This window comes from Bacillus sp. REN16 (genome assembly GCF_020731355.1).
Classification (GTDB): domain Bacteria; phylum Bacillota; class Bacilli; order Bacillales; family Bacillaceae_L; genus Ferdinandcohnia.
On record NZ_JAJFZK010000001.1, the window covers coordinates 140111 to 166471 of the forward strand.

The following is a 26361-nucleotide window of genomic DNA, read 5'->3' on the forward strand; positions in this document are numbered from 1 at the left end:
TGGCTACTTTTTTGTATGTAAAATGTAGACTAGAATAATATTTTTATCCAATAAATAGGTAATCAATTTCTTACACTCGTATCTCGTAAACATTGATAAACCCTAGTATAATAGGAGTATCTAAGATTTTGATTATTTACGGAACTTTGAAATTGAAATAGATTAGGAGGCAATACGAATAGGAGGTATTTAGTTTTGAAAAATAGTAAAAGGAAGCTTTTAGGTTTGTCTCTTGCATTATTGCTTGGAGCTGGTGGATTAGCTGGTTGTGCAAGCTCAGATGCTTCAGAAAAAATAGATTCAGCAGGGAAATCGAGATTTACAATTATGGCAAATCTTTATACCCCAGAAGTGCCATCTGATAAGCTGGAAAAGTTGCTTGAAGAGAAGACAGGTGTTGATATAACCATTCAATGGACACCGGATACGAGTTATGAAGAGAAACTAAACACAGCATTTGCAACGGAAACCTTACCCGAGGCAGTATTCCTTAAGAACCAAACAACCTTTATTCAATTTAAAGAGGCAATACGCGATGAACAATTCTGGGAAATCGGTCCCTATTTAAGTGAATTTCCGAATTTAAGCAAGTTAAATGAACAAATTATTGAAAATACCGCAGTCGATGGGAAAGTCTATTCCTTATATCAAGGAAGACCATTATCTCGCCAAGGGTTAATTTATCGTAAAGATTGGGCGGATAATTTAGGCTTTGAAGCCCCAAAATCAATTGATGATGTGTATGAAATGGCTCGAGCCTTTACCGAAGAAGACCCTGATGGAAACGGGAAAAACGATACATTCGGAATCACAGATCGTGCAGATCTATCCTATGGTGCATTTAAAACAGTAGCATCATGGTTTGGAACTCCAAACGGCTGGGGAGAAAAAGATGGACAACTTCTTCCAGAATTTATGTTTAAAGAGTATACGGACACAATGGATTATATTAAAAAGTTACGTGACAATGGCTATATTAATCAGGATTTCCCTGTAACAAGTAAAGAAGATCAACAAGCATTTTTTAAAAATGGAACTGCCGGGATGTATATTGGCTCAATGGCTGATGTAGTAAGTCTTCATAAGGATGCAGTAACACTAAATCCAGATATCGAGTTTGATGTTCATAATAAAATTGCAGGGCCGAATGGTGAATATGGAATTTGGGCAATCCCGGGGTACGGAAATGTCGTATTGTTCCCTAAATCTGCTGTGAAATCTGAAGAACAATTAAAAGAAATCCTTGGATTCTTTGATAAACTGGCAACTCCAGAAATCGCAAACTTGATTTTCTGGGGAATTGAAGGTGAGCATTATACGGTTCAAGAGGGTAGGGCACTTACTTCAGAAGATACTGAATTAACAACTAGAGAGGTAAAACCATATCAGTCTTTGGAAATCGGTGAACCTAAGACAAATGGCAGATATGAAGGTGTCTTCACATTGCCTGCTAAGGAAAAGGCTGAAAAATTAATTCTAGACAATGAAAATTATTTAATTCACGATCCTACTGTTCCGCTTGATTCTGCAACATTTGCCGAAAGAGGAGAACTCTTAAACCAGAAAATAAATGATGCAACCTATCAATATATACTAGGTGACCTGGACATAGCTGGTTTTGAAAAAGTGATTGAAGATTGGAAGAAATCAGGTGGGAATGACGTAATTAAAGAATTTAATGAGTCATATCAAAAAACGAAATAAGAAAGCACCTTCTAAAAGGGTGGAGGCGTTTAATTGTCTTCACCCTTTTAGCGGTTTGTCACTTAACGAAAGATTTGAAACTTTTCGTAAATGTGATAATCATTTTCTTACAACCACCATTGAAAGTGCTTTCAAAGCCGTTGTTAAAGGGGATATGTGAGAATTTGATTATTCACATCATCATATCATGGAGATAAATTTAAGGTGCACCACAAAAAATAAATAGGGGGAATTACTTTGAAGAAAAGTAAAAAGTTTTTAGGCTTATCCCTAGCTTTAATGTTAGGGATTGGCGGCCTTGCAGCTTGTTCTAATGAAAGCGCTTCAGGGAACAAGGATTCTGAAAAGCCAAAAGAGCAAAAAGAGGAGAAAGTTAGTTTTACAATTATGGCTAACCTTCATACACCTGAAGTTCCATCTGACAAAATTGAGAAGCTATTAGAGGAAAAAACAGGTGTTGATCTAAAGATTCAGTGGACCCCAGATACTAGCTATGAGGAAAAACTGAACACAGCATTTGCAACAGAAACATTACCAGAAGCAGTATTTTTGAAAAACCAAACCACTTTTATTCAATTTAAAGAAGCAATTCGTGATGGGCAATTCTGGGAAATCGGACCATACTTAGACGAGTTTCCAAATCTAAGCAAATTAAATGAACAAATTTTAGCAAACACAGCGGTTGATGGAAAAATCTATTCAATTTATCAAGGAAGACCTCTATCACGCCAAGGTTTAATTTATAGAAAAGACTGGGCAGAAAAATTAGGTTTAGGTACTCCTGAAACAACTGAAGATATCTATGCGATGGCTAAAGCGTTTACTGAAGAGGATCCTGACGGAAACGGAAAAGACGATACATTTGGTCTTACTGACCGCGCCGATTTAGCTTATGGTGCATTTGATACTGTCGCATCATGGTTTGGGTCTCCAAATGGATGGGGAGAGAAAGACGGCGAGTTACAACCAAGATTTATGTTCGATGAATTTTTCCAAACAATGGATTTCTTTAAAGAGCTACGTGATAACGGATATATTAACCAAGACTTCCCGGTAACAAGTAAAGAAGATCAACAAGCATTCTTTAAAAATGGTACAGCTGGAATGTATATCGGTTCAATGGCGGACGTAGTAAGCTTGCATAAGGACGCAGTTCAATTAAACCCCGACATTGAGTATGACGTTCATAACATGATTAAGGGACCTAATGGCGAATTTGGGGTATGGGCTATCCCTGGTTACGGAAACGTTGTGTTATTCCCTAAATCTGCTGTTAAAGATGAGGCGCAGTTAAAAGGAATTCTTGGTTTCTTTGATAAATTAATGACTCCTGAAGTTTCTAACCTCATTTTCTGGGGTATCGAAGGTGAGCACTATGAAGTTCAAGATGGTAGAGCTCTAGCCTTTGAGGACCAAGATTTAACAAACCGTGAAGTGAAACCATATCAAGCTCTTGAAATTGGCGAACCAAAGACAAACGGAAGATATGAAGGAGTATTTACATTACCTGCCAAGGAAAAAGCCGAAAACTTAATCCTTGATAATGAAAATTACTTAATCCATGACCCAACAGTTGCACTTGACTCTGAAACCTTTGCAGAAAAAGGCGAGCTTCTTAACCAAAAAATTACTGATGCAACTTATCAATATATCTTAGGTGATCTTGATAAAGCTGGCTTTGAGAAAGTCATTAATGATTGGAAGAAGTCTGGTGGAGACGATGTAATTAAAGAATTTAACGAGTCTAATAAAAAGTCTAAATAATCCATGAATCTTTGATGCTAAAAAATAAAAGGCTGTACTAATGCAGCCTTTTATTTAGTTCATAACAACAAATTTAACGAAATCTAATAATCTATTATTTGTATTTCAGGGATGTGTCCTAAATGTTCCACATTGAAAAGGCAAGAAGATTAAATCAGCAAGCCGTCATTTCCCTTGTTAATCATGCAATTTACCAATTTGGAAATTCCATGTCGCTAATCTTTCTCAATATTTATCTATGGAGATTAACAAACAGTTTATTTATCAATGCCGTCTTCAATTTAATAGCACTACTTGCACAGGCTATCACAACATTCTCAATCGGTAAATTCGCAAAGAGGAAAGGAAAGCTGCTCTCATATCGATTAGGTATTTTTATCACCGCCCTCTTTTATCTTTTAATTTTAATTGCCCAAGAAGAAATTGTGACGTTCTATATTGGATTTGCCATTATGAAAGGTTTGTCTCAAGCCTTATATTGGTTGGGCTATTTTACGATTGTCCATGAAGTGTCAACAGATCAAAATCGACTCCGGGTTTTAGGATTAAATACAATTGTAATGAATGGTACAAATCTGTCGGGACCAGCAATTGCTGGATTTATCATCGGTTTATATTCAGGATTTCAAGGCTATATGATTGTCTTCGGTGCAGCATTTGTAATGTTTGCGATTGCAGCAGTTGGAAGCATGAGGCTGAAAAAAGAGGAAAATCATCATACCTCCTATTACATGAAATATCTCCCTTTAATTTTCAAAAGGGAACCCAGGTTTAAGAAGTCCATGTTTGGATGGTTTATATTAGGGTTTCCACACGGAATATTATCATTTATTCCATCAATCTTATTATATGAGATCTTTCTAAAAGAACAAACAGTTGCCAATTTAAATATCGTTTTCCTGTCGTTATCCATTGTATCAAGCTATTTAATTTCAAGATTCGCTCAGTCTGAAGGGACCGTGAAGTACTTGCAACTTTCAGCTGCAGGTTTTACGTTTTCGGCAGTATTTCTACTAACAGATCTGTCAGCACTAACAGTTATTTTGTTTATGTCCATCTACTCGATTTTTAAGCCATTACAAGGGAATTCATATGAAGCTTTTTATTATAACATGATTGGCGAACTTCCATTAAAATCAAATTTCAGGACAGAAGCAGTTGTATTGCGGGAAACGATTATTAATTTAGGTAGAGGCTTTGGGATAATCATTTTCTTGATTTTTGTAAATGGTATTGAAGCAGAGAGTATTCCATTCGTTCTTTTTGCATTAGCGGTCGTACAATGGTTCATCCCATATTTAGCTGCAAATAAACAATCTTTAACCACTAAAAATAGAAGTGGTCGGTATAATCATAATCTAAGATAATCGCTTAAAGCCTTTTACACTGCATAAATCACTAAGTATATGAAACATTGATTATTTACAATATATAAAAAGATTTACAAAATACAAGTATACCAAAATAAAAGATGAAGGGGATGATGAGGTTGAAGTCAGAAACAATTATTGAACAAAACAGTCATGTATCAAAACAAAAGGCAGTTATTAGTAATGATTTGCAGCGAAGCTTTAAAGCCGAAATAAAAAGGCGCTTATTCAAAAATAAGTTATTATATTTGATGATCCTGCCAGGTTTATTGTACTTACTTATTTACAAATACGTTCCAATGCTGGGTCTAGTGATCTCATTCCAGGATTACAAACCATACCAGGGGATTTTAGGAAGTGATTGGGTAGGTTTTGAACACTTTACACGCCTCTTTACGGATTCGGACTTCTGGATGATTTTTAAAAATACACTTGTACTTTTTGGTTTGCATATTTTTATAGCATTTCCAATTCCGATTATTCTAGCATTGATGCTTAATGAGGTTAAAAATCTTTTCTTTAAACGGACAGTGCAATCGCTTATCTATATTCCACACTTTATGAGCTGGGTAATTATTGTTTCGATCAGCTTTGTTCTATTAACAATGGACGGCGGATTGATCAATGAACTATTAGTGAGTCTAGGAATGGATAAAATTAACTTCTTAATGAATTCTGATTGGTTTAGACCGGTTTATATCATACAAGTTGTTTGGCAAAGTGCAGGTTGGGGAACAATCATTTATTTAGCCGCTATCTCTGGAGTTGACCCAGGGTTATATGAAGCAGCGAAAATGGACGGAGCAAGTAAATTACGTCAAATTTGGCATATTACATTACCTGCAATTCGACCAGTTATCATCGTTCTTCTTATCTTAAAAATCGGTGATGTTTTGGAACTAGGTTTCGAGCATGTCTATCTATTATTAAATGCTTCAAACCGAAGGGTTGCTGAAATTTTTGATACGTATGTGTATGTAACTGGATTATTACAAGGGCAGTACAGCTATAGTACAGCTGTCGGCTTATTTAAGGGACTTGTTGGTTTAATCCTTGTTGTATTTGCAAATAGAATGGCTAAGAAATTTGGAGAAGAAGGTATTTATTAAGATAAGAAAGGGAGTGAGAGTATGGTTGGAGAAAAACAGTTCGGAAGCCGCTTCTTCCGTTTAGGAAATAATTTATTACTTGTTTTGATAGCACTTACAATGGTTCTTCCATTTATACATGTTATCGCAGCCTCATTTACTACTAGTGCAGAGTTAGCTGATAAACGTTTTGTCTTATTTCCAACTGTATTTAGTTTAGATGCCTATAAATATATTTTCTCAACAAATACAATATTTAAGGCATTATTCGTTTCAATTGGAGTTACACTCATCGGTACATTATGGAGTATGTTCATTTCATTATTAACAGCTTATGGGTTGTCACGTAAGGACCTAATTGGCAGAAGACAAATCTTGTTTTTATTCGTATTCACCATGCTATTTAGTGGTGGAATGATTCCTACTTTCTTAATTGTCAAAGAAACTGGTTTACTAGATAGCTATGCAGCATTAATTGTACCAGTCACAATTAACGTATTTAATATGATCATATTACGAAGCTTTATCATGGGATTACCTGAAGGATTAATAGAGTCAGCTAAAATTGATGGCTGTAACGACTTTGGAGTTCTATTTAGAATTGTTATGCCTATTTCAAAGCCAGCCTTAGCAACCGTATCCTTATTCTATGCAGTTGCATACTGGAACACATATATGCATGCAATCCTATATATCAATGATGCAGCAAAATGGCCAATTCAAGTTTTACTTAGGCAAATTGTTGTCCTTGCGAGTGGACTTAGCTACGATAGCTCAGAATTCACCAATATTCCGCCGCCAGATATTACAATCAAAATGGCAGTAATCGTTGTTGCCACAATTCCTGTATTAATGGTATATCCATTCCTGCAAAAATACTTCACAAAAGGGGCTATGCTTGGCTCAATGAAGGAGTAGTTTTATAGGATTATAGGAAAAATGAAATAGGGAGGAGAGCTGCAGATGGATTTTACCAATTCCTTTGAGAAATTAGATTCTCTATTTAATGGATTTTTTGAATGGCTGGCAGGTCAATATGATCCGATTACAGGCGGTTTCTATTATGCAAATAGCTCTGTTTCTGATAGCTCCTTTACACCTGATATCGAATCAACTGCTCAAGCCATAAACATTTTATCGCGAAATGAATTACTTACTAAAATGCCCGTAGAATTACGGGCAAAATTTATTTCTTTTTTTCAACGAAAACAAGACCCGGAAACAGGGTTTTTTCTAGATGAAAACCCACATATGAAAGATGATGAAGTAATGGTAAGCAGAGCCTTCAATTATTCTTTTAACTCTTTATCCCGTTTAGGTGGTTCACCTTTATATCAATCACCTGTTGAACTTCATCAAGCACCCCATTTCGTAAATTCTGAAGAAGAATATGTAGAGAAGTGGAAAAGCATTAGCTTGGTAAATAGTTGGCGTGGCTGTGATTTATTAGCATCATCATGTATGTATATTGGGCAGATGAATCAAGAGAAACAGGAAAAAATGGTTAAAAGGGCTGTAGAGTACCTTGAAGGTATTCAAGATCCACAAACAGGTCTTTGGGGTGAAGGAAGCATGTATGTCCGGATCTCAGGGACCTTTAAGCTTCATACCTTCTATCATAAGTTCGGAGAACCGATGCCGCGAGTTGATAAGATGTATCAAAGTATTCTTCACTGTTTACGTACAGAAACAGCTAAAGATATGTGTTACATTCGAAATCCGATTGATTTATTATCCTATATCAATCTGAAAATACCGAATCACGAACTTGAAGAAATTATTCAAATTACGGTAGATAATATCGAAAAACTAAAACGCACTGATGGTGGTTTTTCAAGGGAAATTAAGAATTCACCGACAGCACCAAATGTCGCACAGGTTAAATCTGATGAGTTTTATCCTAATATGCCTGTTGCCGTTCCTTTAGGTAAGGGCTTATACGAAGGGGATATGAATGCCGGTACTCAGGCAACCTTGATTCGATTGCAATTACATAAATTAGCTGGAAAAACGGCAATTCCCATTAAGGGCTCAGAGAATTTTTATGAACTCGTAGAAAGTAAATTACAAGAAAAATAGCAAATAATTGTTGGAGGGATTGGAATGGCGTTTTTAGACATCACACAATTAGGAGCAAATGGAGATAACAGGACAGATCATACAGAGATTTTTGCTCAAGCAATTAATAGGACGGCCGAAAATGGAGGGGGAACTGTTTTTATACCGGCTGGAACGTATCTAACAGGACCGATCGTGCTTAAAAGCAATATCACCCTTTACCTAGAAGCAGGTGCAACAATTAGGTTTTATGATGAATTTGATCGTTACCAACCGGTTAAAACTCGCTGGTCTGGGTATGAATGCTATGGTTATTCACCATTACTTTTTGGAGAAAATCTCCACAATGTCGCAATTAAGGGAGAGGGTTCCTTTGATGGGCAAGGAAAAGCATGGTGGTTGATTAATAGACAGCTCCGTAAAAATAGTACAGCCTACTCTTCAAAAACGACTGAACGAATTGGCGTACTTAATCAAGATTTCATGGAACCCCTTGAAACCAATCTAGTTGAATGGGATTCACAATTCTTACGTCCACCTTTATTCCAATTGTTAAATTGTAAGCATGTCACAATTGAAGGTGTCACCTTAAAAAATTCACCATTTTGGAATACACATCTCGTATATTGCGACCATGTCACCGTTCATAATGTAACCTTTGAAAATCCGGCAGACACCCCAAATGGTGACGGATTTGACATCGATTCTTGTTCAAATGTACGTGTTTCTGATTGCCACTTCGCTGTTGGAGATGACTGTCTTGTCTTAAAATCGGGAATTAATGAAGACGGAAGAAGAGTAGGAAAACCAACGGAAAATGTAGTTGTAACAAACTGTACAATGCATCATGGGCATGGAGGAATCGTTCTAGGATCCGAGATGTCTGGTGGAATAAAAAATGTCACGATATCCAATTGTACATTTATAGGAACAGACCGTGGGGTACGTATAAAAACAAACCGTGAGCGCGGCGGATACGTGAAAAATATCCTTGTGAACAATATTTATATGGAAGATGTATTATGTCCAATTGCTATTAATTCGTTTTATAGGCATGGTGTGAATGAGAAAGACCCGGCAGTAAATAGTCTTAAGAAACAGCCAATCACAGAAAAGACACCAGAAATTGAACATATCCAAATTAGTAATATCACAGCTAAAAACTGCCTGGCAGCTGCTGGGTTTATCTACGGTTTGCCTGAACAGCCGATCCGCGATATTTCAATTCATCATTCTCAAATTGAAATGACCCTAGACCCGAATGAAGAGGGTGGAGAACCGGACATGGTTCAAGAAGAATTAGTAATGGCTGGAGCAGGAATCTTCGGAAAATATATATCCAATTTGGATATCCATCATGTACGCGTAGAGACTCGCCAAGGTGCAGGACTGCAAATAGAGGATAGCGAGTATGTTAATATTGATCATTTTTCAATGAGAAACCAACATGACGCTACACCAACAGTCATTTTACAAAATGTCCAAAATAAAAATATTGATGGCAATAAGTATTTAAAATTTGAAGAGCCTTTGAATATTTTAAAACAGGATTTATAACTTTGTTCGGACTGCTAAATATAATGGAGGGATTTATATGTGGGTCATCCATCAATTTTTGGATGAATTATATGAGGATACAGTAAAAAACAAACCTACAAACTATGATGAAGAATGGCAATCATCTTTAACTTCAAAATTTCAAGAGTTAATAGGTACTTTTAAGAGTGTGGAACCACTTCAAGCTGAAATTGTCGAACAACAGGTTTATGAACAGTTTACAAGGTATAGTATTGAAATTACGACATTACCTCAACTTAGATTGCAGATGTATATCCTAGTTCCAAACAATCTAAATGGTAAAAAAGCTCCAGCCATTCTCGCATTGCATGGTCATGGATATGGTAACAAAGATATTGTGGGGCTAGACGTTAATGGAAATGACCGAAAAGGCGACCCCGGGATATATAAAGATTTTGCTGTTGAGCTTGTGAAACGTGGATTTGTCGTGGTGGCACCGGAATTAATTGGGTTTGGAGAGCGAACCTATTCAAACGATTTGCGCAAAGCACCATCAGATAATTCTTGTTATTCATTGGCAAGCCAATTGCTCCTTTATGGTAAGACACTTGCAGGACTTCGAGTTTTTGAATGTCAAAGGGTTTTAGATTTTATGGAAGAATTTGAGGAAATTGATGCTTCACGAATCGGGAGTATGGGAATTTCAGGTGGCGGACTTATTGCCGCCTTCACATCTGTACTTGATAAACGAATTCAGGCGACTGTCATATCTGGCTATACAAATACATTCAAAGGAAGCATTATGAACAGAAGGCATTGTTTAGACAATTATGTACCAGGGATACTCCAATACACGGAGATGCCTGAATTACTCGCCTTAATGGTGCCACGCCCTTTATTTGTTGAGTCAGGAAAAATGGATCACCTTTTTCCTGTGAAAGAAACAGAAAAAGCAATTAAACTGATTAAAAACATCTATTCTAAGCGTAATGTGGAATATCTTGTAAATTGGCAGCTATTTGAGGGTGGACATGAAATATGTGGGGACCAATCTTTTGAGTGGTTATGTTCAATTTTTAATGCTAAAAAATAGTAACCTCACAATCAAACGACATTTTGGAGTTGAATAGTACATGACGGAAGTTGAAAAAAGTCTTGCCGTTCGGAATGTTTGGCAAGCCGATTTAGTGGGTTGAGACAGAAACTGGAGAATCATGGTTTCTTCATTTTCAGGATAAGGAGGCTTACGGACGAATTGTCCATCTCCAGCCAATGAGTTGGGAAGATGATTGGCCATTAATGGGTCATAACCACAATGATAAAGGTATAGGTGAACCAGTACTTCAATGGAAAAAGCCAAAATCGAAAATTTCTTCGGAGATTATTGTTCCTGACATGAGTGATGATTTTGGCTCAAATCAATTGGGGCTTCAATGGCAATGGCAAGCAAATCGTAAATCTCATTGGTATGAATTAACGGGGCAAATACTTCGATTACACGCAATTGGCCATCCAGGTGAAACCAATCTGTACCATATTCCAAATATCATGACACAGAAATTTCCTGCTGAAACCTTTAATGTGACAACAAAACTCAGAATCACACCTGAATCGGAATATGATCAAACCGGATTAGTCATTTTAGGAAGACAATACGCCTCTATTAAAATTAAACAAGTTGATAAAAGGTTAGGTGTTTTTTATATTACTGGGGATGAGGAGAAGCTACAAGACGAGGTCCTTGTCGGATATTTAAATGGAAATGACCTTTCTCTAAGTATCGAAGTAAAAAAGGGAGCGATTTGCAGCTTTAGTTATAGTGAGGATGGGGTCAACTTTGTGAAGGCAAATAAGATATTTGAAGCTGTTCCAGGCAAATGGGTAGGTGCACAAATTGGAATCTACTGTTATAACAGTGAACATGAAAATAGCAAAGGTTATGCAGAATTCGACTATTTTTCAGTTCACAACTAAAAGAGGTGAATTTTAATGGCTACAACTTTTAAAAATCCAATTATACCAGGATTTTATCCAGACCCATCAATCTGTCGGGTCGAGGATGATTATTATTTAGTCACATCCACTTTTGAATATTTTCCTGGAATCCCCATATTTCATAGCAAGGACTTAGTTAATTGGCGACAAATCGGGCATGTGCTCACTCAATCAAGCCAACTAAACCTTGATGGGACACCGAATTCAAAGGGAATCTATGCTGCAACCATCCGGTATCATAAAGGAATCTTTTATGTCATAACCACCTTTGTGGAAAGTCAAACGGGTGCCAGAAGAAATTTCTTTGTAACAGCAGAGAACCCTGAAGGTCCATGGTCTGACCCATATTGGTTAGATGACTGTCCAGGCATCGATACATCCTTATTTTTCGATGATGACGGGAAAGTATATGTAACGGCAAATCGACGGCCACCAGAAGGTCAGTTGTACCCAAAGCATATGGAAATTTGGCTTCAGGAATTAGATTTAGAAACAAAGCAATTGACTGGAGAGAAATACAGTCTTTGGGACGGAGCCTTAAAGTGTATTCATGCCCAGGAAGCACCACATATTTATAAAGTGGATGGAATGTATTATTTACTAATTGCGGAAGGTGGCACCGGCTTTACTCATTCAATCACAGTTGCTCGCAGTGAATCGATTATTGGTCCCTATGAAGGTGCCAAAACTAATCCAATTCTGACTCATCGTCATTTGGGAAAAGAATATCCGATCGCAAATGTAGGACATGGGGATCTTGTTGAAACAAGTGATGGCCAGTGGTGGATGGTTTGTTTGGGATCACGTCCATACGATGGCGGGTATCGCAACCTAGGCAGAGAATCTTTTCTTGTTCCAGTCAAATGGGAAGATGGGTGGCCAGTTGTCAATCCAGGTAAAGGCATAGTTGAAGCTGAAGGAGTAAAACCTACTTTAGAAGAAAAAAGATGGCCAACCGTGCCAGCCTGTGACCATTTTGACAATCCGGAGTTATGGATGCAATGGAATTTTATCCGTACTCCAAGAGGGGATTTTTGGTCATTACAGGAACGTCCAGGTCATTTACGCTTACGATTAAAGCCTGAAACAATCACAGATGCTGTGAACCCTGCTTTTATTGGACGCAGGCAATGTCATATCAATTTTGCTGCTCGAACAAAAATGGAATTCACACCAAATAATGAGCGAGAGGTTGCCGGATTAGTCTTCCTGCAAAATTCGGATTTTCACTACCGAATTGAACATACACAATCAGGGATCCGATTAATAAAAAGAGAAGCAGGTCATGAAGAAATACTCGCTGTTCAACCCTATCAGCATCACCAGATCTTTTTTAAAGTAGAAGCGTATGGTCAGTCCTATCATTTTTACTTCGCAAGAGAATCGGAAAAGTGGAAAGTCCTTGAGGAAAATGTCGATGGCAGAATTTTAAGTACAGATGTTGCTGGCGGATTTACAGGAGCGTATATGGGAATGTATGCTAGCTCGAATGGCGTCCTATCATCAAACTATGCCGATTTTGATTATTTTGAATACATTGGATTAGAATAAATAACAATAAGCTCCCAATCGGGAGCTTATTTTGGTAACCATGTATCTTTTGAATGGAATATATTTTCCAACGTGTAATTGGCAGCTTGTTCTTCGGTTAACGACTTTGCCCAGGTAACCCTTTCACTAGAGTTGCTTCCAGGTCCAGTACTGCCAAATTCTAAATATCGAGCAGTTTTTTCATTTTCTTCATTTCGCCAATTATCCCAGCCATGTGGATGAATATGCTGATCCATCCAAGTGTTAATAAATACTGTATGGGCAAACGGTCGCCATGGACGCCCTAAATAAACATCCGCAGCTTCTTGAGCTCCAGTTAATTTGCATTTTATGAAACAAAAGCCAAATTCATTTTCTTCTGAAGTAGAAGCGGCGGTAATATATCCCTTTCGCAGGCTATGAATCGTACAATCCTCAAATACGGAAACACCTGAACCAAAAATGAAATCGACATGTCCCTCTATATAACAATGTGAAAAATAATGTCTGCCCTTAGATGTGTAAAGAGTGTCTTGGTTTCCTAGTAGCCTTACATTCTTAAACATACATTTGTCCCCAGCTGCATATAGTGCAAGTGCTTGACCTATCTCATCACCGTAACCAGCGACATTCTGAACCGTTAGATGTTCCAATTGAAAGAGATCTGCAAATGCATGGAAAACAGCCGTTTCAAATGTCCCGATTTCAATGCCATTCTCATTTTTCATGCGGGCATATTTACTTCCAGAAATAATTGTTTTATTTTTTCCCGCACCGATGATGCTGATATTAGGTTTGTTTTCAGGTACCGTAATGATTTCCTCGTATATACCTTCTTTAACAGTGATCGTTACAGGTTCTAATGGAAAGACCCGAACCGCATCAATTGCAGCTTGGATCGTTGTGAAATCCCCATCTCCCTTTTGAGAGACGACTAATTTTTGCATATGTGTATCTCCTTTTCTGTTCCCAAATTAATTCTACTGGGCTCTTACGGATTCACGGTATTTACCAGGCGTCGTTCCTTCGATTTTTTTAAAGGAGCGAATGAAATTCTGGGAGTTGTTAAAGTTCAATTTATCTGAGATATCTTTAACAGAGATATCTGTTTCAACAAGCCATTTTTTTGCCATATTGATACGATACATGGATAGATATTCACTAAACGAAATGTTCATTTCTTTTCTAAAAATACTGCTCAAATAGTTCGGGTTATAATGAAGTCTATTTGCAATCATGTCCAGTGTAATATTAGATTCAAATTCTTCATGGATAATATGAACAATGTTTTCTGAAATAGACTTATATTGTGATTCAGCTCGGTCCTCAATTTGTTGAAGAAGCGGGTCAATCACCACTGTAATAAACCATTCCTTCACATCTTCCCTAGATTTCTGTTCATATATCGTTTCAAAAATCGGGCGATTGTCCTCTAAATCCAAAACGTTAATTGCTAAAGTGTGCATCAACTCAATTAAATCACTTAAAAAACGTACTAATGAAATTTGATATTGAACATGATTTAAATCCTCAGAGAAGATTTCATCAATTAACTCATTGAGTAAGTCATATACTTTCTCTTTGTCATTTACCTTGATAGAATCGAAAAGTTCATTTTCAATTCGTTTAGGGAAATAGGTATGCAATCCTTTTCCAATTTCAAGATTTTCAAAAAAGATAATCGATTCAGTACCGAATTTAAGTGTATATTTAAGTGCTTCAAGACTTTCTTTATAACCAGTTCTTGTCTCTAGAACATTTCTAAATGGCTCACTTACCCCAATACTTACTGGGACACTGTATTCTTCTTTCACCTTTTTCTGGATTTTCTCGGCAATATCGTTCACATACTGATTAAACTCAATTTTCGAGTCAATATTGCTTAATAATAGGGTAACCTGTGTTTGCTTATTTACGATTGGTATCATTCGCTCATCACTAGGGATTAGTTCTTCAACAAGTCCATTGATCACAAATAGCAATACGTCTTCTTCCTTTGACTTGTAGGAAGTACCTTCAAAACTATCGATTTGAACCGTAAGAACACTAAGCCAATTAAAATCTAAATTATATCCAAAATATTGCATTCTGCCTTCAAGTTCTTCTTCGGTCACCTTACCAGATAACAGCCGGTGTGTGAAAAATTGTTTTAGCTGATTAATTTGGTTTTGCAATGATTTTTCTAAAATATCGTTTTGCTTTAACATGTCTTTAACGTGATTTTCGATAAAGACGAATTCATTCCTGTCTTTTTGTTCTTCTTTATTGGTGATGGAGTGTAAAATCACATTTTGCAGTTGTTTAATAGGTTGATAGATAATCTTACTCCCAAACAAAGCTAATAATAAGGAAATTCCAGCAATCAACAGGGTAATGGCAAGTGTCAACCATCCGATTGACCTGGACTGAGCTGTTAACTCATTTAGCTCAACGATGGAGACGTAGACCCAGCCATTGTAAAACGATTTTCGATAGGTAAATAGATAATCTGTATTGTCTGATGTAATGTTGAATTGACCAGAGTCGTTTTTAATCGATGTGTTTTCGTTTAGGACATCATGATATTCGAAGGCTTGTCCAATTTTCCCTGTATCATTATGGAGGACAACGTTTTCATTTTCATCCAGAATATAAAATGTTTCCAATGAATCGTCCTTGTGTAAAATATCACGAAAACTACATGTCGGTATATTTGCAATAATCATTCCTGTTTTATTAGATGAGACAACCGGTATTTTCTTAATCAAATTTAAATTATACCCGCAAGCACGAGAGGCTACTTGTTTATACAAAGGGTCCTTCGTGTTCTTTTCTAATAGCCAAACTGAGCTTGTCTTTAGGGAAAGGTACCGATCTGAAAGTTCCTGAAGCTGAGGTTCAGAAAGTCGCTGCAATCCATAATTATTAACAAGCCAGTTGTTTTGGACACTTATTAGTGCAACATCTGTTAATCGAGTATCAAATGTTTGCTGATGACTAAGGTCGTCCCTTAACTGGTTATAAAGTTGGAACTGTCTCGTTGTAAGTGGCTCCCTTAAGGATTCAATTATTTTTGACGAAGATGCTAATTGAGTTAACGACTGATCAACTGACTTAATAACCTGCTCGACATTTGTTTGGATTTGGTACACGCTATGCTCTTTTTCCTTGGCAACATAATTTTCGACAGCAGAAGTAGAACGAATGAATGAAAATATTCCGACAATGATAACCGGTATAATGGCTAAAATACTTACAAATAAAATCATTCTATGGAAGAAACTTCCTGGCAATTTGAATTTCATGTAATCACTCCAAATCTAGTCAAATGTGATGGTATGATTATCATCCTTGTAATATCTCTGTAATATTTGAATGTTCTTCTATTATAGATGTAGTTTTATATAAATTGAATAATCATTATGTCACATTGTATTCATAATATTAGGAAATTCCTTATAAACTCAATGGATAATGGTCCCAGCTAAGAGTAAATTAAATGATTATAGTTATTATCATATGAATATCCTATTATGAAAACAGGAGAGTTGTTATCGTTTTCAAATTTTACTAAATTAGACTGTGAGAAAGGGTGTTCGTTCTTGAATAACACAAAAGTTGAAAAATCACCATTATATTTTGCACAAAAAACCTGCGATACGCTCATGAAAAAATTTATTCCTGAAGAACTTCCTCCAGGTGGAAGATGGCACTATCACCAAGGCGTATTTTTATGTGGAATGGAATTAGTGTATAACAAAACTGGGGAAGAAAAATATTTTGATTATTTAAAGGCATATGTTGATCATAATATCGACGAAAATGGGAACTTATTATTTGCGAGAGATGAATTAGACTCCATTCAAGCAGGATTATTACTGTTCCCATTATATAAGGCTACCGGTCTTAAAAAATATGAATTAGCAGCTAGTCGTTTGCGCAATATCTTTATGACATTAAATCTTACAAGTGAAGGCGGATTTTGGCACAAGGACAAGTATCCATATCAAATGTGGCTAGATGGTTTATATATGGGTGGACCGTTTGCTCTTCACTTTGCACAAGATTTCAATGAGCCCGAATTAATTGAAATGGTCATTCATCAGGAAAAATTAATGCGTAAGTATACAAAGAGTGAAGCAACAGGCCTATATTATCATGGTTGGGATGAAAAGTGCGTTCAGCCATGGGCGCGTCCAGATGGAAAAGCACCAGAAATTTGGGGACGTGCACTTGGCTGGTATGGATTAGCTGTTATTGACATGATTGATATTTTACCAGAAGGTCATCCGCATAAGGAAGAGTGGATTGCATTTATTCAAGATTATGTTCGTGACATTGTGAAATATCAGGATGAGAAGACCTGCTTATGGTATCAAGTCATTGATAAAGGAGACCATGAAGGCAATTGGCTTGAGACTTCAGCTTCTAGTCTATTTGTGTATGTTATTGCAAAAGCCGTTTCAAAAAAATATGTGGGTGAGGAATTTGCTGCACATGCTCTCAAAGCGTATGAAGGGTTGCTCAAATATAAAATCCAAGAAACTGAAGAAGGCAGCCTTATTATTGATGATATTGTAGTCGGTACTTCAATTGGAGTATATGATTATTATATTAATCGTGAGCGAAGCCATAATGACTTACATGGTGCAGGTGCTTTTATCATGGCAAGTATGGAAATGGAGAAATTGCAAACTGAACATCTGGGGGTTAAGTAATAAATGAAAAGATATGCGGTTTGTGGATTAAGTAACCGGGCATTAAAAATGTTTATTCCACCATTAGTAGAAAAGTTCGCAAAGCAAAGTGAGATTGTCGGTTTATTAGATAGTGATGAGTATCGGGTTAAATTATGTAAGGAAAAATTTACTGTCTTGGCAGATACACCATCATACCAGCCCGATCAAATCGATCAAATGATTAGGGAAACGAAGCCGGATTGTATGATTGTTGTAAGCCGTGACAATACACATATAGATTATATTTTAAAAGCACTCGAACATGATGTGGATGTCATTACCGAGAAGCCAATGGTTACAACTGCTATCGATGCAGCAAGAGTGATTGAAGCAGAGAAAGCTAGTAATGGCAAAGTAACTGTAGCGTTTAATTATCGATATAGTCCATACCACAGGAAAATTAAAGAGCTAGTATTAGAAGGAAAAATCGGCCGTGTAACTTCAGTTGATTTAAATTGGTATATTGACACCTATCATGGTGCAAGTTACTTCAAGCGTTGGAATCGGAAGCGGGAATTCTCGGGCGGGCTATCTATCCATAAGTCAACACATCATTTTGATCTTGTAAATTGGTGGATTGATCAATATCCCGAAGAGGTTTTTGCACATGGTGCATTACATTATTATGGACCTAACGGAGAACTTAACCCAGATCCTACAACAGATAACCGATACTGTGGCACCTGTCATGTAAGAGACAATTGTGATTATTATCAAAGATGGAATCCTCGTGAATTTTCAGAGGCAGTGGAAGATGATCATTTAATGGGTGAACATAAGGAAAATAACTACACCAATTACCGTCCAGATGCTTGTATTTTTGATTCCGAGATTAACATTGAGGATACGTATGCGGCGACAGTAAAATATAATAAAGGTGCTCTATTAAGCTATTCCATTAATTTCTCAACTCCGTTCGAAGGTTATCGCTTAGCCATTAATGGAACAAAAGGAAGAATTGAAACACAAGAGTTCCATGCACCAAGCAGGGTTCCATTTGAAGTTCCTGAACAAACAATCGATTTTTATCCGTTATTTGGCTCAAAGGAAATCATTCATGTTGTTAAAACAGCGGGTGGTCATGGAGGAGGGGATCCTGTATTAATTCACGATCTTTACCAAGGAATTGATCCGCGCCGCCATTATGAAATATTAGCAGGTGCTGAAGCAGGAGCTTATTCTATCGCACTTGGAGAAGCGGTTTGGAAATCCGCCAATGAACATAAACCAATTTCCATTGAAAAATTATTAAATAGTTATCAAGGACAAATATAAGAAAAACAGCATTAGAAAGGGGACAGATTTATGCTAGGAGGATTGGATAGTCCATTTTATCGTTGGTGTGGAGCTATATCACGTTTAGTTTATTTGAATTTGTTATGGCTGCTTTTTACAGCAATGGGTTTAGTTGTTGCAGGATTTGTACCTGCAACTGTGGCCTTATTTGCAGTAACTAGAAAGTGGATAAAGGGAGAAGAGGATATTCGTGTTTTCTCAACTTTTTGGAGTGTGTATAAAAAGGAATTTTTAAAATCCAACCTCTTGGGACTGACCCTTTTTGCAACAGGATATATTCTTTATGTTGACCTTGTGTTTCTCCCGACCACAAGCACAGTATATATTGTAGTTCGATATGCATTAATCGCGATTTGTTCAGTTTTTATTGTCATACTACTTTATATTTTTCCAATCTATGTCCACTTTAATGGAAATATAAAAACCTATTTGAAACACGCAGTGATGTATGGATTATCCTACCCACTAGTAACGTTTGCTATGGTGATAGGAATTATCATACTTTATGTCGGATTCACCTATGTCCCATCACTTATTCCATTCTTAAGTGCAAGTGTACTAGCCTACCTTATCATGTGGCTTTCTTTAAAAGTATTTGCAAGAATTGAAGAAAAAGTAAACGGAAAAATTGAAGTAAAACAAGAAAAGAGCGAACCTAGTTTTAGATGAAGATGACGAACGGGATGAGGTGCTTAAATGATTAATCTAGGTATTCGAGCTCATGATATAAAAGCAAGTTCCTTGGATGAACTGGTTCAAATAATTGCGGATAAAGGATTATCATCTGTGCAATTAGCATTGGCAAAATCGTTTCCAGATCTTAATACAGGTTTGGGCAGTCTTTCACCTGGTTTGGGAATATATATTGGCAAGGCTTTTCAACAAAAACAAGTCGAAATAGCCGTACTAGGCTGCTATATTAATATGATACATCCAGACCTAGTCGAACGCGAAAAAGTATTGGAACGTTTTAAGGAGCATATCCGTTTTGCAAAGGATTTTGGTTGTAGTGTCATCGGAACAGAAACGGGCAATATCAATGCAAAAATGGGTTTTACGGTAGATAATTTTCAAGAGAAACCATTTGTGGATGTCATCGAAAGCGTGAAGGAGCTTGTTAAGGAAGCTGAAAAATTTGGTGTCATTGTCGGGATTGAGGCGGGAGTCAATCATCCTGTATATAGCCCAATCCTATTAAAACGATTATTAGATGAAGTTGATTCAAATAATCTGCAAATCATCTTTGACCCAGTCAATTTATTAACAGCAGAAAATTACAATCATCAGGATGAAATTTTCAGGGAAGCGATTGAACTTTTTGGAGATCGAATCATCATTGTTCATTGTAAAGATTTTGTGATCGAAGAAGGAAAGTTGAAGTTTGCATCTCCAGGTAAAGGGGACTATTAAACTATGACTTAGTCATGGAGTTAATTAAGCCCAAAAAACCGCATATCCAATTTCTCCTAGAAAGCACGACAGAACCTTTTATAGATGATAGTATTGCATTTTTACAAGAAAAGTATGAAAATGCTTAGTATGGGGTAATTTTCCCAAAATTCACATCTTGCTGAAGGGACGTAAAGGCTTTGAGGGAAAAAGGAAAGGTAAAAGAATTATTTTTGGAAATGAGTACTGCTGAAAAAGCAAAGTATATTTGGGAGTATTATAGATATTACCTATTTGCTTTTTTATTAGTGGTCATCGTGACTGTCTTTCTAGTAAACGATATGGGGGAAAAGAAGGAGCCAGCACTTTCAATTTTTGTTTTAGGCGATTTAGTAGATTCTGATGAGATAAATAAAATCGCCCAAAAGCTAAATGAAGAAATTCTTTCGGATGAGGAAAGAAAAACACATGAAGTTTCGATTCAGGTTATCCCATATGCACCAGACGCTGCAGATTTCAGTATGGTAATGGCTGCTTTACAAAAGGTTACTGGGGAAATCTCAACAGGAGCTTTGGATGTTTTATTTATTGATCGAAAACAGTTTGAAATGATGAATCGTGACCAATATTTTTATAGTCAAAATGAATTGGTAGATGGTAGTCTTCCGATTGATGAAGAATTATTATTTTTTGATTCCAAGCATCAAACAACTGGAATTGACATTTCAGCAGTACCACTATTTAATGAGGCAATAGATGATTCAGATATGGTAATGGGAGTGCCAGTAAATTCTAAAAAAATAGATAAAACAAAAGAACTTTTTAATGTTTTATTTATGAATTAAATTATATTTATATTAACAAGTTTGATATATTAGGAATTATTTTAATAGAGTGGCAATAATATTAGGAGGCTATATCCATGGAACATTTAAAACAACTAGTTGAAGCATTAAAAAACGACAACGTTTCCGATTATGCGGGAGATGTGAAAGTATATGAAAAATCTTTAACACAGCATGACAATGTAAGCCTTGTCATGATAAGAGACCAACAACAAAAATGGATCCTTGCATTAGGTGAAGGTGCTTTATTTGATGAACTAGAGGGTACAGTGATTGCAGAAAATGGAAAAGCATGCCCACTAACACATGAAAACCGTCTTGTATTAAATCGTCATTTTGACTATACGGTTCCGAGAGCTTTCGGTACAAAAATTGCAACGATGGGTCTAGGTGACCGTCTAGGACTTGCTTCTCCAGGACATATTGAAACCGTTCGAGATCATAACGTGAAACCGATTCTTGCTCAACAAAGTATTCGTGAATTAACATTGACAAATCGTACAATGAATGATGTTATTGATGCTGCTAGCTTTGCGGTTTTCCAAGAAGGGTATACTGGTGGTTTTGGTGCGGATGGCGACCACTTAAAAGAAGAAGAAGATATTAAAATGGCCTTGTCACTTGGTATGTCAATGCTTACTCTAGACTGCTCAGATCATATTCAAAACCGTGTAGAAGGCTTGACAGAAGACGAAATCAGCTCTGAATTTGATGGCCTTCCAAAAGAAACGAAGAATCATTATAATGGACTATATGTAAATAAAGAATTCGATGTAAACGGCCTCAACATCGTATTTGAAGAAAAAGTAGTGAAGAAATTCGCATTGTTATACGGAAAGGCTTTGGACTATATGGTTCATATTCATGACACATATATTGTAAAAGCAGATCGCGCTATCGATTTTGAAATTTCAATTGACGAAACCGAAACAGTTACATCACCAGCAGCCCATTTTTTTGTCGCAAATGAACTTCAAAACCGAGGGGTAACTGTTACAAGCCTTGCTCCAAGATTCTGTGGCGAATTCCAAAAAGGAATCGACTATATTGGAGATATCGAACAATTTGAAAAAGAATTACGCGAACATGCGCTAATTGCAGAATACTTTGGCTATAAACTCAGTATCCACTCTGGCAGTGATAAATTTACTGCGTTCCCAATTATCGCAAAATATACAAACGGCGTTCTTCACGTGAAAACAGCTGGAACAAACTGGCTGGAAGCGGTTCGTGTAATTGCGGAGGTACACCCTGACCTTTACAGAAGAATGCATGCATATGCACTAGAACATTTAGATGAGGCATTAAAGTATTATCATATTACTCCAGATATGAGTACGATTGTTCCTCTTGATACCGTTTCAGATGCTGATCTTCCTGAATATATGAATAATGATGCGGCAAGACAAGTTATTCATGTAACATACGGTATATTATTAACAGCGAAAGATGAAGATGGAAACTTTATTTTTAAAGATGAATTCTTCCAAACATTAAATGAAAGAGAAAATGAATTCCGCCAAGGACTAGTTAAGCACATTGGCAAGCACGTTGAATTATTAGAACTATAATAAAAAAAGCAATTGGTGCAGTTAAATGCTGCATGTCCAATTGCTTTTTTGTTACATATAAGGATGTACGCCCTTTGCAACTTCTTGTACGATGGATGCAATGGATGATATTTGTTGATCGTCTAAGTTAAAAGACTCTTTGATTTTCGTTTCTAGGTTGCTTGTAATTCTGCGTTTGCCAACTTCGACAAGGGCAATTAGTGCAAAGCTGCAATTTACAGCTTTAGCAAAATCACGTTGAGTCATGTTGTTTCTTTTGCGTAAAAATTTAACGATATCTTTGTTAATCCCAGGCATTTTTACACACTCCTTACCTATGGCATTTTACAAGTGAATACAAAAGACTTAAAAATCTATTATTCTATGATATTCACAATATTACCATCATATATAAAATTCGTCTAGGCAGGTTTTTCATTGCCTATGGATTAGAAAAGCTGTAGAACATATCTACAGCTTTTCAATATTTTATTAGTTATCTCCGTATAGTCGGCGTGCAGCATGATTGGTTGGGCCAACATATTCATTTAGCTGGAAAGAATGACGAATGGCAGCTGTGATGAATTTTTTCGCTTCATAGATCGCTTCCTTCACATCTAAACCTTTTGCAAGTCCAGCCGCGATTGCTGCTGAGGATGTGCAGCCAGCACCGTGTGTAAATGTTGTTTCAAAACGGTCACCTTCAAGAATCTCTAGTTCATTTCCGTCATATAAAACATCAACTGCTTTTTCATGCTTTAACTTTCCGCCACCTTTAATAAGTACATGTTTTGCACCAAGGTCATGAATCTTTACAGCAGCTTCTTTCATTTGATCAACAGTCGTAATAGAACCGATGCCACTTAACTGTCCTGCTTCAAAAAGATTCGGAGTAATGACCGTAGCAATAGGTGTAAGAAGTTCTCTAATTGCAACCGCATGGTCTGGGAACATGACTTCATCTTCCCCTTTACATACCATTACAGGGTCTACTACGAATTTTTGTAAATTATGTTTTTTTGCTGCATCCGCAGCAATTTCAATAATATCAACAGTTGGAAGCATACCAGTCTTTGCCGCATCTACACCAATACCATCAAGAATTGTTGCCAATTGAGCTTTGATGATATCTTTTTCAACCGGAAATACTTGGTGATTCCAACGATTATTCGGATCCATTGCAACAATTACAGTTAAGGCAGACATTCCAAAAACCCCGTACTCCTGGAAAGTCTTTATGTCAGCTTGAAGCCCAGCTCCACCACTACTATCGGAACCTGCAATTGTTAACGCTTTTGGTAAACTCATGTTTGAAACCCCCATCTAAAAAAAGTTTGACATGTATTATTATATATCAAATGTCAAGAATAGATATATTCTTGTCGAAAAATATCGAGTTTACAATATAAGGAAGGTATAAATGTTTGATTTAGTAATAAATAATTTGATACAATACTTTGATGTAAGAGAAAAAGTGTAATTCGATCCTAAACACATTCATATCTTGCAAATATTAATGATAGGTGGTCGAAAAATAATGGCAGAAACAAAACCTTATCGAGTATTACTTTATTATCAGTATGTAACAATTGAAAATCCAGCAGAATTCGCAGCAGAGCATCTTGCTGTCTGTAAAGAAATTGGTTTAAAAGGTCGTATTTTAGTAGCGACTGAAGGGATTAATGGAACGGTTTCCGGTACAATTGAACAAACTGACAAGTATATCGAAAAAATGAGAAATGATTCTCGTTTTGCAACTATGCCTTTTAAAATTGATGAGGCAGATGGACATGCTTTTAAGAAAATGCATGTTAGACCTCGCCCTGAGCTAGTAAACCTAAGCCTTGAGGACGATATTAATCCACTTGAATTAACTGGTAAATATTTAAGCCCACAAGAGTTTTATGAAAAAATGCAGGATCAGAATACAATCATTCTGGATGCCAGAAATACGTATGAATTTGATTTAGGACATTTCAGAGGAGCTATTAGACCAGATGTTGAAACCTTCCGTGACCTGCCACAATGGGTACGTGAAAACAAAGATATGTTAGAAGGTAAAAAGATTTTAACTTACTGTACTGGCGGTATTCGATGTGAAAAATTTTCTGGCTGGCTAGTAAGAGAAGGCTTCGAGGATGTTGGCCAGCTTCATGGCGGTATCGCCACTTACGGAAAAGATCCTGAGGTACAAGGTGACCTTTGGGATGGTCAATTATATGTATTCGACGAAAGAATTGCCGTTCCGGTAAACCAAAAGGAACACGTAATTGTAGGGAAAGACCATTTTACTGGTGAACCATGTGAACGCTATGTAAACTGTGCGAACCCTGATTGTAATGAACAAATTCTATGTTCTGAAGAAAATGAGCATAAATATTTAAGAGGCTGCACACATGAATGTCGTGTTCACCCGCGTAACCGTTATATTGAAGAAAATGGTTTAACACAGGAAGAAGTTGCTGAGCGATTACAAGCTTTAGAAAAAGAATTGGTTCAACAATAAGCAAGACAACCACAGTGAAAAGTAATCACTGTGGTTTTTTATTTCATGTTCTGGGAACACTTTAATGGCAATTTTCTGGTACAATATAGTAATAGAAGGGAGAGAATCTGTGAAATTTATTACATCCCATCCGTATATTGTGATATTGAGAAAAATTGAGTGGAATGAACAAAAATATATCGAAACACAGCATCAACTGCGATTGTTCGAAGACAGAATTCTTTCTTCTGCAAATGAATTTCAACTAGACAATGTGTATGATGTATCCCACCGAACAAGCTTTTTATATCTCCACACAAATCAAGGAGTATTCTCCTATCAGATAAAAGAAGATCCTATTAAATTTATGAATGCTTTTAAAGGTTTAAAGCAAATATGAGGTGAGACTTTTGGAAATCGATAAAATTGTCAATGTTGTCCAAAATCGAACTCCATCCATATTAGGCCTTGGTGAATTTAAACGCTTTTCTATTCTTCTTCCTTTGATAAAAAAAGATAATGATGTTCATATTCTTTTTGAGGTTCGTTCAAACCAACTAAGAAGGCAGCCAGGTGAAATTTGCTTCCCCGGGGGAAAAATGGACCCAACTGATAAAGATGAAAAGCATACTGCAATAAGGGAAACGATGGAGGAGCTAGGCGTAAAAGAAAATGGGATTACAGATGTAAGTCCACTGGATTATTTTGTATCACCGTTTGGTACGATTATTTATCCATTTGTTGGTATGATAAACAATCCTGATGAAATCCGGCCAAATCCAGCTGAAGTTGGCGAGGTGTTTACTGTACCCCTGTCATTTTTTCTGTCAAATCCACCACAGATATTTAAAGTGAAATTTCATGTGGAGCCAGAGGAAAACTTTCCATTCAACGATATCATTGGCGGAGAAAATTACAATTGGCAGGTAAAGGGTATGGATGAATGCTTCTATTATTACCAAGACCGTGTAATTTGGGGCTTAACAGCCGGAATCCTTAAACATTTTATTGAGGTCATTGGAAAAAGCCCTAAGTAGGGCTTTTTTTGTTA

The 26361-nt window shown here is 36.6% G+C and carries 23 protein-coding genes; 19 read left to right on the top strand and 4 right to left on the bottom strand.

The window, feature by feature from the left end:
• The first annotated feature begins 195 nt into the window (after positions 1 to 195).
• The 10 genes from LKW28_RS00670 to LKW28_RS00715 all read left to right on the top strand — a co-directional run bounded on the left by LKW28_RS00670 (position 196) and on the right by LKW28_RS00715 (position 13048).
• Positions 196 to 1704: an extracellular solute-binding protein gene (locus tag LKW28_RS00670; RefSeq protein WP_229138415.1), complete on the top strand. Its 1509-nt coding sequence runs from the start codon at positions 196 to 198 to the stop codon at positions 1702 to 1704.
• A gap of 279 nt (positions 1705 to 1983) precedes the next feature.
• Positions 1984 to 3468: an extracellular solute-binding protein gene (locus LKW28_RS00675; protein WP_229138645.1), complete on the top strand. Its 1485-nt coding sequence runs from the start codon at positions 1984 to 1986 to the stop codon at positions 3466 to 3468.
• 122 nt (positions 3469 to 3590) lie between these two features.
• A complete protein-coding gene (locus LKW28_RS00680; RefSeq protein ID WP_229138416.1) occupies positions 3591 to 4835 on the top strand; it encodes an MFS transporter in 1245 nt (414 codons plus the stop codon).
• A 116-nt stretch (positions 4836 to 4951) separates the two neighbouring features.
• On the top strand, positions 4952 to 5947 hold the full coding sequence (locus tag LKW28_RS00685) for an ABC transporter permease (RefSeq protein ID WP_420708781.1): 996 nt from the start codon (positions 4952 to 4954) through the stop codon (positions 5945 to 5947).
• A gap of 21 nt (positions 5948 to 5968) precedes the next feature.
• Entirely contained in the window at positions 5969 to 6844 is an 876-nt protein-coding gene (locus LKW28_RS00690; protein WP_229138417.1) for a carbohydrate ABC transporter permease, read from the top strand.
• A 45-nt stretch (positions 6845 to 6889) separates the two neighbouring features.
• A complete protein-coding gene (locus tag LKW28_RS00695) occupies positions 6890 to 8005 on the top strand; it encodes a hypothetical protein (RefSeq protein WP_229138418.1) in 1116 nt (371 codons plus the stop codon).
• A gap of 24 nt (positions 8006 to 8029) precedes the next feature.
• Positions 8030 to 9541 (top strand): glycoside hydrolase family 28 protein, encoded by a 1512-nt coding sequence (locus LKW28_RS00700; protein ID WP_229138419.1) that lies wholly within the window; start codon positions 8030 to 8032, stop codon positions 9539 to 9541.
• A gap of 37 nt (positions 9542 to 9578) precedes the next feature.
• Complete coding sequence (locus LKW28_RS00705; RefSeq protein ID WP_229138420.1) at positions 9579 to 10595, top strand: alpha/beta hydrolase family protein; 1017 nt, start codon at positions 9579 to 9581, stop codon at positions 10593 to 10595.
• Between the two features lie 206 nt (positions 10596 to 10801).
• A complete protein-coding gene (locus tag LKW28_RS00710) occupies positions 10802 to 11476 on the top strand; it encodes a hypothetical protein (protein WP_229138421.1) in 675 nt (224 codons plus the stop codon).
• A 15-nt stretch (positions 11477 to 11491) separates the two neighbouring features.
• Complete coding sequence (locus LKW28_RS00715) at positions 11492 to 13048, top strand: glycoside hydrolase family 43 protein (protein ID WP_229138422.1); 1557 nt, start codon at positions 11492 to 11494, stop codon at positions 13046 to 13048.
• A 26-nt stretch (positions 13049 to 13074) separates the two neighbouring features.
• Here the strand turns inward: LKW28_RS00715 and LKW28_RS00720 are convergent, their stop codons facing one another.
• Positions 13075 to 13974, bottom strand: a complete 900-nt coding sequence (locus tag LKW28_RS00720; RefSeq protein ID WP_229138423.1) for a pectinesterase family protein — start codon at positions 13972 to 13974, stop codon at positions 13075 to 13077.
• 33 nt (positions 13975 to 14007) lie between these two features.
• Positions 14008 to 16311: a helix-turn-helix domain-containing protein gene (locus LKW28_RS00725; protein ID WP_229138424.1), complete on the bottom strand. Its 2304-nt coding sequence runs from the start codon at positions 16309 to 16311 to the stop codon at positions 14008 to 14010.
• Between the two features lie 297 nt (positions 16312 to 16608).
• Between LKW28_RS00725 and LKW28_RS00730 the strand changes: the two genes are divergently transcribed.
• The 6 genes from LKW28_RS00730 to LKW28_RS00755 all read left to right on the top strand — a co-directional run bounded on the left by LKW28_RS00730 (position 16609) and on the right by LKW28_RS00755 (position 22846).
• Positions 16609 to 17724 carry a glycoside hydrolase family 88/105 protein gene (locus LKW28_RS00730; RefSeq protein WP_267497817.1) on the top strand — a complete coding sequence of 372 codons (1116 nt, stop codon included), beginning with the start codon at positions 16609 to 16611 and terminating at the stop codon, positions 17722 to 17724.
• Positions 17725 to 17727: 3 nt separating this feature from the next.
• A complete protein-coding gene (locus LKW28_RS00735) occupies positions 17728 to 19020 on the top strand; it encodes a Gfo/Idh/MocA family protein (protein ID WP_229138425.1) in 1293 nt (430 codons plus the stop codon).
• Between the two features lie 30 nt (positions 19021 to 19050).
• Entirely contained in the window at positions 19051 to 19710 is a 660-nt protein-coding gene (locus LKW28_RS00740; RefSeq protein WP_229138426.1) for a YesL family protein, read from the top strand.
• Positions 19711 to 19737: 27 nt separating this feature from the next.
• A complete protein-coding gene (locus LKW28_RS00745; RefSeq protein ID WP_324254992.1) occupies positions 19738 to 20451 on the top strand; it encodes a sugar phosphate isomerase/epimerase in 714 nt (237 codons plus the stop codon).
• A gap of 179 nt (positions 20452 to 20630) precedes the next feature.
• Entirely contained in the window at positions 20631 to 21275 is a 645-nt protein-coding gene (locus tag LKW28_RS00750; RefSeq protein ID WP_229138427.1) for a hypothetical protein, read from the top strand.
• A 77-nt stretch (positions 21276 to 21352) separates the two neighbouring features.
• Positions 21353 to 22846 carry a tagaturonate epimerase family protein gene (locus LKW28_RS00755; RefSeq protein WP_229138428.1) on the top strand — a complete coding sequence of 498 codons (1494 nt, stop codon included), beginning with the start codon at positions 21353 to 21355 and terminating at the stop codon, positions 22844 to 22846.
• 51 nt (positions 22847 to 22897) lie between these two features.
• On the opposite strand, the gene LKW28_RS00760 is transcribed toward LKW28_RS00755, so the two are convergent.
• Positions 22898 to 23143, bottom strand: coding sequence for a helix-turn-helix domain-containing protein (locus tag LKW28_RS00760; RefSeq protein WP_229138429.1), 246 nt, complete (start codon positions 23141 to 23143; stop codon positions 22898 to 22900).
• Between the two features lie 174 nt (positions 23144 to 23317).
• Positions 23318 to 24133, bottom strand: coding sequence for a bifunctional hydroxymethylpyrimidine kinase/phosphomethylpyrimidine kinase (locus LKW28_RS00765; RefSeq protein ID WP_229138430.1), 816 nt, complete (start codon positions 24131 to 24133; stop codon positions 23318 to 23320).
• A gap of 229 nt (positions 24134 to 24362) precedes the next feature.
• Here LKW28_RS00765 and LKW28_RS00770 point away from each other — a divergent pair, with 229 nt between their 5' ends.
• From LKW28_RS00770 to LKW28_RS00780, 3 genes are all read left to right on the top strand, one after another.
• Positions 24363 to 25331, top strand: a complete 969-nt coding sequence (locus tag LKW28_RS00770) for a rhodanese-related sulfurtransferase (RefSeq protein WP_229138431.1) — start codon at positions 24363 to 24365, stop codon at positions 25329 to 25331.
• 109 nt (positions 25332 to 25440) lie between these two features.
• Positions 25441 to 25710, top strand: coding sequence for a hypothetical protein (locus LKW28_RS00775; protein ID WP_229138432.1), 270 nt, complete (start codon positions 25441 to 25443; stop codon positions 25708 to 25710).
• 10 nt (positions 25711 to 25720) lie between these two features.
• Entirely contained in the window at positions 25721 to 26347 is a 627-nt protein-coding gene (locus tag LKW28_RS00780) for an NUDIX hydrolase (protein ID WP_229138433.1), read from the top strand.
• The last annotated feature ends 14 nt before the right edge of the window (positions 26348 to 26361 follow it).

Bases quoted from the DNA above. Each gene is read 5' to 3' on its own strand.
- LKW28_RS00770 (WP_229138431.1), top strand. From the start codon at position 24,363: ATGGCAGAAACAAAACCTTATCGAGTATTACTTTATTATCAGTATGTA.
- LKW28_RS00720 (WP_229138423.1), bottom strand. From the start codon at position 13,974: ATGCAAAAATTAGTCGTCTCTCAAAAGGGAGATGGGGATTTCACAACG.
- LKW28_RS00690 (WP_229138417.1), top strand. From the start codon at position 5,969: ATGGTTGGAGAAAAACAGTTCGGAAGCCGCTTCTTCCGTTTAGGAAAT.
- LKW28_RS00745 (WP_324254992.1), top strand. From the start codon at position 19,738: ATGATTAATCTAGGTATTCGAGCTCATGATATAAAAGCAAGTTCCTTG.
- LKW28_RS00710 (WP_229138421.1), top strand. From the start codon at position 10,802: ATGGGTCATAACCACAATGATAAAGGTATAGGTGAACCAGTACTTCAA.
- LKW28_RS00760 (WP_229138429.1), bottom strand. From the start codon at position 23,143: ATGCCTGGGATTAACAAAGATATCGTTAAATTTTTACGCAAAAGAAAC.
- LKW28_RS00735 (WP_229138425.1), top strand. From the start codon at position 17,728: ATGAAAAGATATGCGGTTTGTGGATTAAGTAACCGGGCATTAAAAATG.
- LKW28_RS00755 (WP_229138428.1), top strand. From the start codon at position 21,353: ATGGAACATTTAAAACAACTAGTTGAAGCATTAAAAAACGACAACGTT.
- LKW28_RS00725 (WP_229138424.1), bottom strand. From the start codon at position 16,311: ATGAAATTCAAATTGCCAGGAAGTTTCTTCCATAGAATGATTTTATTT.
- LKW28_RS00705 (WP_229138420.1), top strand. From the start codon at position 9,579: ATGTGGGTCATCCATCAATTTTTGGATGAATTATATGAGGATACAGTA.
- LKW28_RS00680 (WP_229138416.1), top strand. From the start codon at position 3,591: ATGTTCCACATTGAAAAGGCAAGAAGATTAAATCAGCAAGCCGTCATT.
- LKW28_RS00740 (WP_229138426.1), top strand. From the start codon at position 19,051: ATGCTAGGAGGATTGGATAGTCCATTTTATCGTTGGTGTGGAGCTATA.
- LKW28_RS00765 (WP_229138430.1), bottom strand. From the start codon at position 24,133: ATGAGTTTACCAAAAGCGTTAACAATTGCAGGTTCCGATAGTAGTGGT.
- LKW28_RS00715 (WP_229138422.1), top strand. From the start codon at position 11,492: ATGGCTACAACTTTTAAAAATCCAATTATACCAGGATTTTATCCAGAC.
- LKW28_RS00675 (WP_229138645.1), top strand. From the start codon at position 1,984: ATGTTAGGGATTGGCGGCCTTGCAGCTTGTTCTAATGAAAGCGCTTCA.
- LKW28_RS00695 (WP_229138418.1), top strand. From the start codon at position 6,890: ATGGATTTTACCAATTCCTTTGAGAAATTAGATTCTCTATTTAATGGA.
- LKW28_RS00700 (WP_229138419.1), top strand. From the start codon at position 8,030: ATGGCGTTTTTAGACATCACACAATTAGGAGCAAATGGAGATAACAGG.
- LKW28_RS00685 (WP_420708781.1), top strand. From the start codon at position 4,952: ATGAGGTTGAAGTCAGAAACAATTATTGAACAAAACAGTCATGTATCA.